We start from the raw sequence: 14197 nt of genomic DNA on the forward strand, positions 1-14197 counted from the left end.
AGGTGCTGCGGTACGTGAAGCGGTCATTCCCAGGGCGGGGTTTCGCCGTCATAGGCGACAAAGCCCGGCGGCAGCACCGGTTCGCGCTGCGTATCGCCACGCACTGCATCGGCAGGGCTGTCGTCAGGCGGCAGCCATTGGGCGAAGGGCGCCAGATCGACACCTTGCGGCGCATACCATTTCTTCTTTGCCGGATCCCAGCGCGCGCCGAGCTCCTTGGCGGCATCCTTTTCGGCAAAGGGGACGGCCAGGTAACGCTGGACACGTGGGGCGCCGCCGGGGCGCTTGGGTGGATTGCTCATATGTACTCCTGAAGGCCGGCCATGATACCGCGGACGCCGTCCGGGGTTGCCGGCCCGTGCGGAGGCGTCCGCGCGGGCCTCATTGCTGCCGCAGGTGACGAAGCCGGCCCGGATCGCGCACAATCGGCGCTTCGGGCCGTGCTGCGGTACGGCCCTCAAACCATCGGGCTGCGTCATGGTGACGCCGGCCCGCCCAAACCCGATTGAAGCGAGTGCGCCCATGTTTGCCCATGTCGATACCTATCCCGGCGATCCGATCCTGTCGCTGGTCGAAGCCTTCCAGCGCGATGTCCGGCCGGAAAAGGTCAATCTGGGGATCGGCATCTATTACGACGAAACCGGCGTCATCCCGCTGCTGCCGTCGGTGACGCAGGCGCAGGCCGCACTGGCCGGCCCGACGCGGCTGCCCTACCTGCCGATGGAAGGCGATGCCCGCTACCGCGCGCAGGTACAGAAGCTGCTGTTCGGCGCCGACAGCACCGTGCTGGCGGCGGGCCGGATCGCGACGATCCAGACGCTGGGCGGCTCGGGCGCGCTCAAGGTCGGTGCCGACCTGCTCAAGCGCTACTTCCCGAACAGCGAGGCCTGGGTCAGCAATCCGACGTGGGACAACCACCGGGCGATCTTCGAAGGCGCCGGCATCAAGGTGCACGACTACCCGTATTTCGACGCGGCGACCGGTGGCGTGGCCTTCGACGCGATGTGCGCGACGCTGAACACGCTGCCGCCGCAAAGCATCGTCATCCTGCACCCGTGCTGCCACAACCCGACCGGCGTCGACCTCGACCGCGCGCAATGGCAGCGTGTGATCGGCATTGTTGCCGAGCGCGGGTTGATTGGCTTCCTCGACATCGCCTATCAGGGCTTCGGCGACAACCTCGCCGACGACGCGTACGCGATCCGCGCGATGGCCGAGGCCGGGCTCGAATTCTTCGTCAGCAATTCGTTTTCCAAGAACCTCGCGCTGTACGGCGAGCGCGTCGGCGGCCTGTCGGTCGTCTGCCAGACCGCCGACGATGCGGCGCGGGTGCTGAGCCAGTTGAAGCTGACCGTACGCCGCAACTACTCGAGTCCGCCGACCAGCGGCGCGCGCATCGCCGCGCGAGTGCTCGACGACGCGGCGCTGCTCGACCTGTGGACCGGCGAAGTCGCGCAGATGCGCGAACGGATCAAGGCGATGCGCAAGGCGCTGTTCGACTGCCTGTCGGCGGCGTTCCCGGCGCGCGACTTCGGCTACCTGCTCACCCAGCGCGGCATGTTCAGCTATACCGGGCTGACGCCGGCGCAGGTCGACCGGTTGCGTGAGGAATTCGCGATCTACCTGATCCAGACCGGACGGATGTGCGTCGCCGGGCTCAACCCGGGCAATATCGATTACGTCGCCAGATCGATCGCGGCCGTGCTGGCGGATTGACGCCGCCGGTGGCAGAACCGAAAAAGCCCCTGGCAATCCAGGGGCTTTTTTTCGACCGGCGACGGCCGCAAAGACCGTGCTGCAATGCCTTGCCTGTTTGGGTTTTATGCAAATTAAATGAATGCCTGTCCGGGCTTTGTCGTATTGTCCAGATTGGTTTCATTCAACACAGTATTCACATGTAAGGCGCATCCTGCGTGCTGCCGGATGCAATCGCGCCGTATGGCTCGGTTCGAGCGAGGCCTTCAAGGGTATTTTCTGCGGTGCATTCACGGCCGTTGGTGGCATGCCGTGCGGATCGGCCGAATCTGTAAAGGAATTTGTACGACTTGTTGTCTTAAGCAATTTTCTGGTCTATTGGGTAACACCATGGATAACGCGAATCGAAACGGAGGACGAAGCATGCTTGTGCGGACTATGTTGGGCAGCCTGAGCGTGATTGCGCTGCTCGGTGCTGGCACTGCCGGCGCGGAAGAAGTCAAGGCGGCGGGCGACAGCAAGCCGGCGGAGGCAACGGCACCGGTGCGCGAAACGCGCGCCATCGAGGCACTGCAGCGCATGTCCAGGAACCTGCGTTCGCTGAAAAGCTTTGAAGTCACGTCGCACAGCGATATCGACCGGCTCGATGACGCCGGCCAGCTGATCAAGTTCAGCAACGACGTCACCTACAAGGTTGCGCTGCCGAACCGGCTGTACGCCAGCATCGTCAACGGCCGCGCCAATCGGGAAATGTATTACGACGGCCAGCAGTTCACGCTGTACGGCAAGAAGCTGAACTACTACGCCACCGTCAAGGCGCCGGCAACCGTGGGCGAGCTGGTTGCGACGCTCGATGAAAAGTACGGCATCCAGCTGCCGCTGACCGACCTGTTCCTGTGGGGGACAGACCACGCGCCGGTCAACGACATCCAGGCAGCCCGTTATGTCGGTGCGTCGGTGCTCGGCAAGCAGGTCTGCGACCAGTACGCCTACCGTCAGGGCGAGGTGGACTGGCAGCTGTGGATTTCGCGTGGCGACAAGCCGCTGCCGTGCAAGCTGGCCATCGTCGACAGCAGCGATGCGGCCCGTCCGCAGGCGGTGATGAGCTACGAGTGGCGCGCGGATGCACGCATCGCGGCGTCCACCTTCAAGTTCACCGCGCCCAAGAATGCGCATCCCATTGTGCTGAACGCGGCGAGTGCCGCCGACAAGCAATAGGCACAGGAGACTCATTATGAAACGACAGCTTTCCTCGATGGTGCTCGCACTGTGCGCCGTGTCGGTGATCGTGCCGCAGCTCGCAGAAGCGCGTGACGGCCGGGCCCGTACCAACGTCAACAACGTTGACCGCGGCGGCAACCGCAACCTCAATAACAATCGCAACGTCAACGTCAATAACAACCGTAACGTCAACGTCAATTCGAACCGCAACGTCAACGTCAACCGTGATGTGCATGTGGATGTCGACCACCATGGCGGTGGCTGGTACGACGATGACGACTACCACCCGATCGCAACCGCGGCTGCCGTGACCGCGACCGTGGCAGTGACCTCGGCAGTGATCGGCTCGATCACGCGTACGCTGCCGCCGAGCTGCGCGCCGTATGCGTACGCAGGCGTCACTTACCAGCAGTGCGGCAACACCTGGTATCAGCCGCAGTACTCGGGTACGACGGTGCAGTATGTGGTGGTGAACCCGCCGCGCTAAGGCGCGCGAGCACAAAAAAAGGAGGCTTCGGCCTCCTTTTTTTGTGCTCGCCGGCATGGCGGTTGAGCTGGGGCTGAACGGTGCTTGCGTGCGCGGGGACTGCCGGGCGAGGGCAGAAAAGCAAAAAGCCCTTGATCGCTCAAGGGCTTTTTAACTTGGGGTGGCTGATGGGGCTCGAACCCACGACAACAGGAATCACAATCCTGGACTCTACCAACTGAGCTACAGCCACCACTGAAACCGGTGTTACTACCACTGCCAACTGCCGGGAAAACTTGGCGCACCCGACAGGAATCGAACCTGTAACCTACGGCTTAGAAGGCCGTTGCTCTATCCGGTTGAGCTACGGGCGCCGTGTTTCCAGCGTTTCAATTGCAAATTCTGGTCGGGGCGGTGGGATTCGAACTCACGACCCCCTGGTCCCAAACCAGGTGCGCTACCAGACTGCGCTACGCCCCGAACAGAGGGCGGAATATAGCCCGGCCAACCCAAGGTCGTCAACCCCCTGATACCCGGTGATTGAGTGCAATCGCGCAACAATGAGAGAATGCGCCAATTATTCAGACAGTTGCTTCCGGAGTTGCCCGATGTCCGCCCAGATCCTTGACGGGAAAGCCATTTCTCAAGAACTCATCCGCGACGTGCGTGCGCGTGTCGATGCGCGCGTTGCCGCAGGCAAGCGGGCACCGGCGCTGGCGGTGGTGCTGGTGGGCAGCGATCCGGCGAGCCAGGTCTATGTCGGCAACAAGAAACGCCAGTGTGAAAATGCCGGCATCACCTCGCTGGCCTACGACCTGCCGGCCGACACCGGCGAAGCCGAACTGCTGGCGCTGGTCGAAAAGCTGAACAACGATGACGCCATCGACGGCATCCTGGTCCAGCTGCCGCTGCCCAAACACCTGAACGCCGAAAAAATCATCGAGCTGATCGACCCGGCCAAGGACGTCGACGGCTTCCATCCGTACAACATCGGCCGGCTGGCGCTGAAGATGCCGCTGCTGCGCCCGTGCACGCCGCGTGGCGTGATGACCTTGCTGGAAAAAACCGGCATCGACATCGTCGGCAAGGATGCGGTCATCGTCGGTGCGTCGAACATCGTCGGCCGTCCGCAGGCGCTTGAGCTGCTGCTGGCGCGCACGACGGTGACCGTCTGCCACAGCAAGACGACGGATCTGGCGGCCAAGGTGCGCGGTGCCGACATCGTCGTCGCCGGCGTTGGCATCCCAAATTTCGTCAAGGGCGAGTGGATCAAGGACGGCGCGATCGTCATCGACGTCGGCATCAACCGGCTCGAAAGCGGCAAGCTTTGCGGCGACGTCGAGTTCGACGTGGCGAAGGAAAAAGCCAGCTGGATCACACCGGTGCCGGGCGGTGTCGGCCTGATGACCGTCGCGACGCTGATGCAGAACACGCTCGACGCGTGCGAGAAGCGGGGCGCCTGAGTTGAGTTATTCACTGATTCGCCCGCTGCTGTTCGCGCTTGATGCCGAGCGCGCCCACGGGCTGACCTTCGGCGTGCTCGAAACGTTGCACAGTTTCGGTTTCCTGCGCGCCTTTACCCATCAGCCCGAGCCGTCGCCGGTGACGGTGATGGGGATCGAATTTCCGAATCCGGTCGGTCTGGCTGCCGGGCTCGACAAGAACGGCGAGCACATCGACGCACTGGCCGAGCTGGGTTTCGGTTTCCTCGAAATCGGCACGGTGACGCCACGACCGCAGCCGGGCAACCCGAAGCCGCGCCTGTTCCGGCTGCCCGAGGCCGAAGGCATCATCAACCGCATGGGCTTCAACAACGCCGGTGTCGATGCGCTGATCGAGAATGTCCAGCGCGCGCAGTACAAGGGCGTGCTCGGCATCAACATCGGCAAGAACGCCGATACGCCGATCGAGAAGGCGACCAACGATTACCTGATCGGGCTCGAAAAAGTCTACGAATACGCCAGCTACGTGACGGTGAACATCAGCTCGCCGAACACCAAGAATCTGAGGCAGCTGCAGCAGGCCGACGAGCTGGCGCACCTGCTCGACGCGCTCAAGGCCAAGCAGCTGGCACTGGCGAACCGGGACGGGCGCTACGTGCCGCTGGCACTGAAAATCGCGCCGGATCTGGATGCCCATCAGGTCGAGGACATTGCCGAGCGGCTGATCAACAGCGGCATCGACGCGGTGATCGCGACCAATACCACGCTGGCACGCACCGGCGTCGAGCATCTGAAGCACGGCAAGGAAACCGGTGGCCTGTCCGGCGCACCGGTACGGTCGAAGTCGACGCACGTGATCCGCGACCTGACCGAAGCCCTGCACGGCAAGGTGCCGATCATCGGTGCCGGCGGCATTCTCGCCGGCGAGCATGCGGTCGAGAAAATGCGTGCGGGCGCCAGCCTGGTGCAGGTCTACAGTGGCTTGATCTATCGCGGGCCGCATCTGGTTGCCGATTGCGTCGAGGCGATCGCCGCGCTGCGCGACTGAAACTGGGCTGAAGCCGGTGTACGGGGCGGCATGGGCCGCCCCTTTTAGTTGGCGTGTTGCGTGCATGGCCGCGGAAGGAAATGGTCCTGGCGGTAGCCCGTGGCCCCGGCTGCAGGCCCGTCGATTTCCGGACCTGCATGACGACGGTTGTTGATCAAACACGGCGTGTCGCAACACGGTTTGACCGGATAATTGCCCGGTCGTAAACGGGATGGATGGATGACGGTGTGATCGGATGGAACTGAACCATTACCTGCTGGTGCTGGTTGGCGCGGTGCTCGTCAACAATGTGGTGCTGGTGCGCATCCTCGGCCTGTGCCCGTTCATGGGCGTCTCGAAAAAGCTCGAGGCGTCGATCGGCATGGGGCTGGCGACGGCCTTCGTGCTGACCCTGGCCTGCGGTACCTCATGGCTGACCGATCAGTTGCTGATCGCGTGGCAGCTCGAATATCTGCGCACGCTGGCCTTCATCGTCATCATCGCGGCGATCGTCCAGTTCACCGAGATGTTCATCCACAAGACCAGCCCGGCGCTGTACCAGACGCTGGGCATCTACCTGCCGCTGATCACCACCAACTGCGCGGTGCTCGGCGTGCCGCTGATCAACTCGCAGGCGAAGAACGGCTTTGTCGAATCGCTGGTGTTCGGTTTCGGCAGCGCGGTTGGCTTCTCGCTGATCCTGATCCTGTTCGCGGCGATCCGCGAGAGGCTCGAAGGCGCCGACATTCCGGCACCGTTCAAGGGCACGCCGATCGCCTTCATCACCGCCGGACTCATGAGCCTTGCGTTCATGGGCTTCTCCGGTCTGGTCAAGTGAGGAGGGCGCGATGAGTTTCTGGCTGGCCCTCGGGCTGATGATCGCGCTGGCGCTGCTGCTCGGCGCGATTCTGGGTGTTGCGGCAATCCGCTTCAAGGTCGACGAAGACCCGCTGGTCGACAAGATCGATGCCATCCTGCCGCAGACGCAGTGTGGCCAGTGCGGTTTCCCCGGCTGCAAGCCGTACGCGACGGCGATCGCCAACGAGGAGGCCGAGATCAACCAGTGCCCACCGGGTGGCGACGACGGCGTGCGCAAGCTGGCCGAGCTGCTCGGCAAGGAATACAAGCCGCTGAATGCCGAGAACGGGGCCGAAAAGCCGCGGGCACTGGCGGTGATCGACGAGAACATCTGCATCGGCTGTACCTTGTGCATCCAGGCCTGTCCGGTCGACGCGATCGTTGGCGCGGCCAAGCAGCTGCATACGGTGATCGCGTCCGAATGCACCGGTTGCGAGCTGTGCATCGCCCCCTGTCCGGTCGACTGCATCGAGATGCGCGACGTCGGTGAAGAGGCGGCGACGTGGAAATGGCGCTACCCGGTGATCCAGCTCAGAAAGGTGGCGGCGTGAGCGCGCGGCCGATTTACAAGTTCAACGGCGGCGTGCACCCGCCGGAGCACAAGCGCGAATCGTCCGGCACGCCCATCGTCGCCGGGCCACTGCCGGCGCAACTGGTGCTGCCTTTGCGGCAGAGCATCGGCAACGCCGCCAAGCCGCTGGTCGCGGTCGGCGAGCGGGTGCTCAAAGGCCAGTTGATCGCTGCTGCCGATGGCAGCGTGTCGGCGGCGCTGCACGCGCCGACCTCGGGCACCGTGACCGCGATCGAGGGGCGGCTGGTCGCGCATCCGTCGGGGCTTGCCGAGGCCTGCATCGTCATCGCCAGCGACGGTCGGGACGAGTGGGAAGCGCGAACACGTTTCGACTGGCGTGCCGCGTACGACGCAGGCAATGGCAGGGCGATCCGCGACTACCTGCGCGACATGGGTGTCGTCGGTTTGGGTGGGGCGGTGTTCCCGTCGCACCTGAAACTGGCCGGCCGCGACGCGCTCGACACGCTGATCATCAACGGCGCCGAGTGCGAACCCTACATCACCTGCGACGACCGGCTGATGCGCGAACGCGCCGCCGATCTCGTTGCCGGCATCCGGATCGTCCGGCAACTGCTGAACGCACGCGAGGTGCTCATCGGCATCGAGGACAACAAGCCCGAGGCGGTGGCGGCCTTGCACGCCGCGATCGACGGCGCCGACATCGAGGTCGTCGTCGTGCCGACCCTGTATCCGTCCGGCGGGGCCAAGCAGCTGATCAAACTGCTGACCAATATCGAGGTGCCGAGCGGCGTGCGTTCGACCGATCTGGGCGTGCAGTGTTTCAACGTCGCGACGGTCTACACGATCTACCGCGCGCTCGAACACGCCGAGCCGGTGATCAGCCGCATCGTCACGCTGACCGGCAATGTCGCGCGGCCCGGCAATGTCGAAGCGCTGATCGGCACGCCGCTCTCCGACCTGATGGCATTCGCCGGCGAGCAGACCGGCACGCGCGAGCACATCTACGGCGGACCGATGATGGGTTTCGCGCTGCCGGGTTTGAATGCCGGGCTCTCCAAGGCCGGCAACTGCGTCATTGCAACGGCACCTGCCGACTTCCCCGACAAGGGCCGCGAGATGCCGTGCATCCGCTGCGGCGAGTGCGCCAGCGCCTGCCCGGCCGAGCTGCAGCCGATGGACCTGTACTGGTTCTCGCGCAGCCGCGAATTCGGCCGCGCGCAGGAGCGCAACCTGTTCGACTGCATCGAATGCGGCGCCTGTGCCTACGTCTGCCCGTCGAGCATCCAGCTGGTCGATTACTACCGCTTTGCCAAGTCCGAGATCTGGGCGGCCGAAGCGAGCAAGAAGGCCGCCGACAAGGCGCGCGAACGTCACGAATTCAAGCAGTTCCGCGAGGAACGGGAAAAGCGCGAGAAGGCCGAACGGCTCGCCGCGCGACAGGCTGCGGCGGCCAAGCCGGCTACGACAGCCGATGCCGCGGCTGCGGCCGACGATGCCGAAACCAAGGCCGCCAAGATCAAGGCGGCGATGGCGCGTGCGGCCGAACGCAAGGCGGCAGGCGAGACCGGCGATACGCAGGCCACCGATGCGATGGACGCCGAGAAGCGCGCAAAAATCGCCGCTGCGATGGAAAAGGCAGCGGCACGCAAGGCGCATCTCGAATCGCTGCAGGGCGGCGAAGCGCCCGTGGCGGAAGCAGTGGACGAAGCCAAGGCCGAGAAGATCCGCGCCGCGATGGAAGCGGCGGCGCAGCGCAAGGCGGCGCGCGATGCGGCCAAGGCCGACACGCCGGCACAGGCCGGCGAGACCGACGTAGCGCCAGCTGCAATGGACGATGCCAAGGCGGCGAAGATCCGCGCCGCGATGGAAGCGGCCGCACAACGCAAGGCACATCGCGAATCGCTGCAGGCCGCAGCTCCGGTTGCCGAAGCCGCGCCGGCCGCATCCGCACTCGACCCGGAAAAGGCCGAGCGCATTCGCGCGGCGATGCAGAAACGCGACGAAGAAAAAGCCCGGCTGGCGGCGATGAGCTCCGAGGAGCGCGCCGCGCTCGATGCCGAACGTCAGGCCCGGATCGACGCTGCCAGGGTGCGCGCCGCAGCGAAGAAGGAGAGTGAACAGTGAGCATCCTGATCGTCCCCGGCTACGGCGGCTCCGGCCCCGCGCACTGGCAGAGCCGCTGGCAGGCGCTGCATCCCGAGTGCATTCGCGTCGAACAGGCCGACTGGGAGGCGCCCGATATCGATGCGTGGATCGCGCAACTCGACGCAGCGGTACTCGCCGCCGGCCCTGATGTCAAAATCGCCGCGCACAGCCTCGGCTGCCTGCTTGTCGCACACTGGGCTGCGCGTTCGCTGCGGCCGATCGCCGGGGCCTTGCTGGTGGCGGTGCCCGATCCGCAAGGCGTGGCGTTTCCGCCGGCCGCCGCCGGCTTCGGCCCGGTGCCGATGGCGCGCTTGCCGTTTTTGGCGACGATGGTCGCCAGCCGTAATGATCCGTACGCGGGCTGGGCTTTCAGCCAGCAGGTGGCGACGGACTGGGACGTGCAGCTGGTCGATGCCGGCGAGCGCGGTCACCTGAACGCCGAGTCCGGCCTTGACGACTGGGCCGAGGGCTGGTGCCTGCTGCAGGGGTTGGGTCTCGCCGATGCGGTGATCGGTCCCGCGCAACTGGCTTTGATGGCGCGCTACAACGCGCACATGAACGCCAAGCTGTACGCAGCGGCGGCGAGCCTGTCCGAGGCCGAGCTGATGCGCGATCGCGGCGCCTTTTTCGGTTCGCTGTTCGCGACGCTGAACCACCTCGTCGTCGGCGACACGATGTGGCTCAAGCGTTTTGCCGCACATCCGGCTTCCGGTTCGAGCAACCATGCCGCGGCACTGGCGCCGGTGGTGGCACTGCCGATGCCGGCCGGGCTCGATGCCATCGTTTGCCCCGATCTCGCGTCGCTTTCCGAACGGCGCGCGCTGCTCGATCACGCGATCGGCGGCTGGATTGGCGGTGTCAGTTCGGATCTGCTGACCGAAACGCTGCACTACACCCGCGCCAACGGCGTGGCCTACCAGAAGCGGCTGGGCGACCTGCTGCTGCACTTCTTCAACCACCAGACCCACCATCGCGGCCAGGCGAGCACTCTGCTGAGTCAGGCCGGCGTCGATCTCGGCGTGACCGATCTCGCCCCCCTGATTGCGGACGTCGAATGATCACTTCCCCGTTCCTCACCAAACCGACCCCTCTTCAGGTCGTCATGACCAAGGTGTTGCTGGCGCTGCTGCCGGGCATTGCCGTCTACGTGTACGTGTTCGGTGCCGGCATCCTGATCCAGCTGCTGCTGGCGACGCTGACCGCGCTCGGCGTCGAGGCTGCGTGCCTGAAGCTGCGCAATTTCCCGATCAAGCCCTTCATCACCGACGGCTCGGCCATCGTCACCGCGTGGCTGCTGGCGCTGTCGCTGCCGCCGCTGGCGCCGTGGTGGATGATCGTGCTGGCGACGGCGATCGCGATCGGTCTGGCCAAGCATCTGTACGGCGGGCTGGGGCAGAACACCTTCAACCCGGCGATGGTCGGCTTTGCGGTGCTGATGGTGTCGTTCCCGGCGCAGATGTCGCGCTGGGCGGCGCCGCAGGCGGAGCTGGATGCACTGGCGCAGCTGACCTACATTTTCACCGGCCATCTGGCGGTGCCGTTCGACGCGATCGCATCGGCGACGCCACTCGACACCGTCAAGACGACGATCCTGCAGCATGGCGGCATCGGCGAGCTGTTTGCCGCGCCGCTGTTCCAGGCGGGGCAATTCGGGGCAGGGTGGCTGCCGGGCATGATGGGCTGGATTGCGCTGGCCTACCTCGCCGGTGGCGTCTATCTCTTTGCCTCGAAAATCATCCCGTGGCAGACGCCGCTATCGTTTCTGGTGTCGCTGGCGGCATTGGCTGGCGCGCTGCACCTGGTCGATCCGGCGCGGTTCACATCGCCGCTGTTCCACCTGTTCTCGGGCGCGGCGATGCTCGGCGCCTTCTTCATCATCACCGACCCGGTCTCGGGTCCGACCACGCCGCGCGGACGGCTGATCTACGGCGCGCTGATCGGTGTGCTGGTGTACGTGATCCGTGTATTCGGCGGCTATCCGGACGGCGTGGCATTCGCGGTGCTGATCATGAACCTGGCCGCACCGTTCATCGACCAGTACACCCAGCCGAAGGTGTTCGGCCGCAAGGGGAAGGCGGCATGAAGCGGATGGTCAAATCCGGCGTGCGCGGCGCGGCAACCTTGGCGGTGTTTGCGCTGGTGTTCACCGCGCTGATGGCCGGCACCTATGCGCTGACCCGCGACACGGTGAAAAAGAACGAGCTCGACGCCAAGGTCGCGCTGCTGGCGCAGGTGCTGCCGGCCGGCAGCTACGATAATGCCTTGCTTGATGATGCCGTTGTGGTGCCGAAGGCCGAGGCGACGCAGCTCGGCAACGAGGCCGAGAGCCGCATCTATCTGGCCAGGAAGGCCGGCAGGACCGTCGGCGCCGTCGTCGAGGCCACCGCGCCGGACGGCTACGCCGGCAAGATCCGCCTGCTGATCGGCGTCGATACTGCCGGTACCGTGCTCGGTGTGCGCGTGGTCAGCCACAAGGAAACACCGGGGCTGGGCGACTATATCGACATTTCCAAATCCGACTGGATCGACCAGTTCCGGGGCAAGCGCATCGGCAGCGACGCGCAGTGGAAGGTCAGGAAGGACGGCGGCGAATTCGACAGTCGCGCCGGCGCGACGATCAGCCCGCGTGCCGTGGTCAAGGCGATCCACGCAACGCTGGTTTATGTCGACGCCCACCGTCTGCAACTGTTTGGAGTCCGGAACTGATGGACAAGCTGATCGACAGGGGCGAAGCGAAGGCCATCGTCCACAACGGCCTGTGGAAGCAGAACGCCGGCATCGTGCAGATTCTGGGCATGTGCCCGGTGCTGGTGATGTCGAACAACATCATCAACGGCGTCAGCCTCGGGCTGGCGACGAGTCTGGTGATGCTGATCTCGGGCATGGCCGTTGCAGCGATCCGCCGCTTCGTGCCGAACGAGCTGCGCACGCCGATCTTCATCCTGATCATCGCCGCGCTGGTGACCATGGTCGATCTGGCGATGAACGCCTACGTGCACGGCCTGTACGTGGTGCTCGGCATCTTCATCCCGCTGATCACCACCAACTGCATCGTGCTGGCGCGGGCCGAGGCGTTCGCCAGCAAGAACGGCGTGCTGCAGTCGGGGCTCGACGGCCTGTTCATGGGGCTGGGGCTGACCGGCGTGCTGGCGGTGCTCGGTGCGATGCGCGAACTGGTCGGGCAGGGCACGCTGCTGTCGAGCATCGACCTGCTGTTCGGCCCGCAGGCCAAGGACTGGGTGATCCACGTGATCCCGGCGGACGCCCATTACCAGTTTCTGCTGGCGATGCTGCCGCCGGGCGCCTTCATCGGCCTTGGTTTTCTCGTTGCCGGCAAGCTGGCGCTCGACCGGCGTGCCGAGGCGCGCGCCAAGGCGGCACCACCGCAGCCTGCAAGCGAGACGGCCACGGTCTGAGGCCGCCGGCTTGCCCGCATCACCGGTTAGAATGAACGCCCCGCGATGCGGGGCGTTTTTTCGTTTGGAGCCGTGATGAACAAGGATACCCGCCGCGAATTCTTCCGCCGCCTCGCCGAACTCGACCCGGAACCGAAAAGCGAGCTCGAATACAGCACGCCGTTCGAGCTGCTCGCCGCGGTGCTGCTGTCGGCGCAGGCGACCGATATCGGCGTCAACAAGGCGACACGCCGGCTGTTCCCGGTGGCGAACACGCCGGCGGCCATTCTGGCGCTGGGGCAGGAAGGGCTCGAGTCCTACATCGCGACGATCGGCCTGTATCGCAGCAAGGCCAAGCACCTGCTGCAGACCTGTGCGATCTTGCTTGAGCGCTACGGCGGTGAAGTGCCGAACGATCAGGCTGCGCTCGAATCGTTGCCCGGCGTCGGCCGCAAGACCGCCAACGTCGTGCGCAACGTCGCGTTCAACGAGCCGACGATGGCGGTGGACACCCACATCTTCCGCCTCGGCAATCGCACCGGCATGGCGCCGGGCAAGGACGTGCTCGCGGTCGAGCTCAAGCTGCTGAAAGTCGTGCCGAAGGAATACATGCTGCACGCCCACCACTGGCTGATCCTGCACGGCCGCTACATCTGCAAGGCGCGTCGGCCCGAATGCTGGCGCTGTGTCGTGGCCGACCTGTGCGATTACAAGGACAAGGAAATGGTGCCGCCGAAGGGGCGCTAGTCCTGTATCCGGCGGCTTGCCGCGGCATCGGACGCGTTATTTCCGTACGAGCGGTTCGGCGGTGTCTCAGCAATGCGAGCGATGCCCTGACTGTCTCAACGTTGTGACGACCAGCGGGGACGGTCGAGGGCAATTCCGGCGACTAGCCTTGGAAGCAGCTTTGCGCACTTGCAAGGCCACGAGCCTGATGCGCTGCATCGGGGCGTTCACGATCCGGAATGAGGATTCAGCCATGGCAACAGTTGATGACTTCAAGAGCATTCCCCTGAAAACCTATCTGCGGCTTTGGGGCCACTACGGCTCGTCGATCAATCAGGAGTGCCTGCAAGGGACATTCGTGAAACTCGACGAAGAGGCCGGCCTCGTCCATCTGGAAAGCACAGTGTATTCGGGCAGGACGGACAAAGTGCCGATCGGGAAGGTTGAGCGCATCGAAGACTGGCATACGGGCTCCGGTGCTTCCGGCCCGGTGCAGAAGCCGGACAAGATCTACAACCCGGTTTCGGGCGAGTGGCAGGACAAGGGTTACCAGTCCTGATCACGACGGCAAGCAAACAGCCTGGATGCCAGGCTGTTTGTGTCGAAGCGCTTGAGTGTGATGTACAACGAAACGGCAGCCCGGCGGGCGCACCCCAAGAGGCTTGGCCGCCTTTTACGATCCCGACACGC

Annotated in this window: 15 protein-coding genes and 3 tRNA genes; 14 read left to right on the forward strand and 4 right to left on the reverse strand. The window is 64.8% G+C overall.

The window, feature by feature from the left end; genetic code table 11:
* Positions 1–23 precede the first annotated feature (23 nt).
* On the reverse strand, positions 24–302 hold the full coding sequence (locus JMJ54_RS12260) for a DUF5710 domain-containing protein (RefSeq protein ID WP_203538853.1): 279 nt from the start codon (positions 300–302) through the stop codon (positions 24–26).
* 220 nt (positions 303–522) lie between these two features.
* Between JMJ54_RS12260 and JMJ54_RS12265 the strand changes: the two genes are divergently transcribed.
* From JMJ54_RS12265 to JMJ54_RS12275, 3 genes are all read left to right on the forward strand, one after another.
* Positions 523–1716, forward strand: a complete 1194-nt coding sequence (locus tag JMJ54_RS12265) for an amino acid aminotransferase (protein ID WP_203538854.1) — start codon at positions 523–525, stop codon at positions 1714–1716.
* A 402-nt stretch (positions 1717–2118) separates the two neighbouring features.
* A complete protein-coding gene (locus tag JMJ54_RS12270; RefSeq protein ID WP_203538855.1) occupies positions 2119–2913 on the forward strand; it encodes a DUF2092 domain-containing protein in 795 nt (264 codons plus the stop codon).
* Between the two features lie 16 nt (positions 2914–2929).
* Positions 2930–3403, forward strand: a complete 474-nt coding sequence (locus tag JMJ54_RS12275; protein WP_203538856.1) for a hypothetical protein — start codon at positions 2930–2932, stop codon at positions 3401–3403.
* 156 nt (positions 3404–3559) lie between these two features.
* Here the strand turns inward: JMJ54_RS12275 and JMJ54_RS12280 are convergent.
* From JMJ54_RS12280 to JMJ54_RS12290, 3 genes are all read right to left on the reverse strand, one after another.
* Positions 3560–3635: transfer RNA gene (locus tag JMJ54_RS12280), tRNA-His, on the reverse strand.
* A 44-nt stretch (positions 3636–3679) separates the two neighbouring features.
* Positions 3680–3756: transfer RNA gene (locus JMJ54_RS12285), tRNA-Arg, on the reverse strand.
* Between the two features lie 29 nt (positions 3757–3785).
* A tRNA-Pro gene (locus tag JMJ54_RS12290) sits at positions 3786–3862 on the reverse strand.
* Positions 3863–3990: 128 nt separating this feature from the next.
* Between JMJ54_RS12290 and folD the strand changes: the two genes are divergently transcribed.
* The 11 genes from folD (at position 3991) to JMJ54_RS12345 (ending at position 14066) form a co-directional block, all read left to right on the forward strand.
* Positions 3991–4845 (forward strand): bifunctional methylenetetrahydrofolate dehydrogenase/methenyltetrahydrofolate cyclohydrolase FolD, encoded by an 855-nt coding sequence (gene folD, locus JMJ54_RS12295; protein ID WP_203538857.1) that lies wholly within the window; start codon positions 3991–3993, stop codon positions 4843–4845.
* A gap of 1 nt (position 4846) precedes the next feature.
* Positions 4847–5872, forward strand: a complete 1026-nt coding sequence (locus JMJ54_RS12300; protein WP_203538858.1) for a quinone-dependent dihydroorotate dehydrogenase — start codon at positions 4847–4849, stop codon at positions 5870–5872.
* 235 nt (positions 5873–6107) lie between these two features.
* Positions 6108–6689 (forward strand): electron transport complex subunit RsxA, encoded by a 582-nt coding sequence (gene rsxA / locus JMJ54_RS12305; protein ID WP_203538859.1) that lies wholly within the window; start codon positions 6108–6110, stop codon positions 6687–6689.
* 10 nt (positions 6690–6699) lie between these two features.
* Positions 6700–7260 (forward strand): electron transport complex subunit RsxB, encoded by a 561-nt coding sequence (gene rsxB, locus JMJ54_RS12310; protein ID WP_203538860.1) that lies wholly within the window; start codon positions 6700–6702, stop codon positions 7258–7260.
* Complete coding sequence (gene rsxC / locus JMJ54_RS12315; RefSeq protein WP_308438001.1) at positions 7257–9365, forward strand: electron transport complex subunit RsxC; 2109 nt, start codon at positions 7257–7259, stop codon at positions 9363–9365. Before rsxB ends, rsxC begins: the two co-directional genes overlap by 4 nt.
* The gene (locus tag JMJ54_RS12320) at positions 9362–10444 is read left to right on the forward strand and encodes a DinB family protein (RefSeq protein ID WP_203538861.1); all 1083 of its coding nucleotides are present in this window, start codon (positions 9362–9364) and stop codon (positions 10442–10444) included. Before rsxC ends, JMJ54_RS12320 begins: the two co-directional genes overlap by 4 nt.
* Positions 10441–11469: an RnfABCDGE type electron transport complex subunit D gene (locus JMJ54_RS12325; RefSeq protein ID WP_203538862.1), complete on the forward strand. Its 1029-nt coding sequence runs from the start codon at positions 10441–10443 to the stop codon at positions 11467–11469. Before JMJ54_RS12320 ends, JMJ54_RS12325 begins: the two co-directional genes overlap by 4 nt.
* The gene (rsxG, locus tag JMJ54_RS12330) at positions 11466–12092 is read left to right on the forward strand and encodes an electron transport complex subunit RsxG (RefSeq protein ID WP_203538863.1); all 627 of its coding nucleotides are present in this window, start codon (positions 11466–11468) and stop codon (positions 12090–12092) included. The genes JMJ54_RS12325 and rsxG overlap by 4 nt, the downstream gene beginning before the upstream one ends.
* Positions 12092–12802: an electron transport complex subunit E gene (locus tag JMJ54_RS12335; RefSeq protein WP_203538864.1), complete on the forward strand. Its 711-nt coding sequence runs from the start codon at positions 12092–12094 to the stop codon at positions 12800–12802. Before rsxG ends, JMJ54_RS12335 begins: the two co-directional genes overlap by 1 nt.
* A 75-nt stretch (positions 12803–12877) precedes the next feature.
* A complete protein-coding gene (nth, locus tag JMJ54_RS12340) occupies positions 12878–13528 on the forward strand; it encodes an endonuclease III (RefSeq protein WP_203538865.1) in 651 nt (216 codons plus the stop codon).
* 232 nt (positions 13529–13760) lie between these two features.
* Positions 13761–14066, forward strand: a complete 306-nt coding sequence (locus JMJ54_RS12345) for a hypothetical protein (RefSeq protein ID WP_203538866.1) — start codon at positions 13761–13763, stop codon at positions 14064–14066.
* The last annotated feature ends 131 nt before the right edge of the window (positions 14067–14197 follow it).

Origin of the sequence: Jeongeupia naejangsanensis (assembly GCF_016865585.1) — a bacterium.
Taxonomy (GTDB): domain Bacteria; phylum Pseudomonadota; class Gammaproteobacteria; order Burkholderiales; family Chitinibacteraceae; genus Jeongeupia; species Jeongeupia naejangsanensis.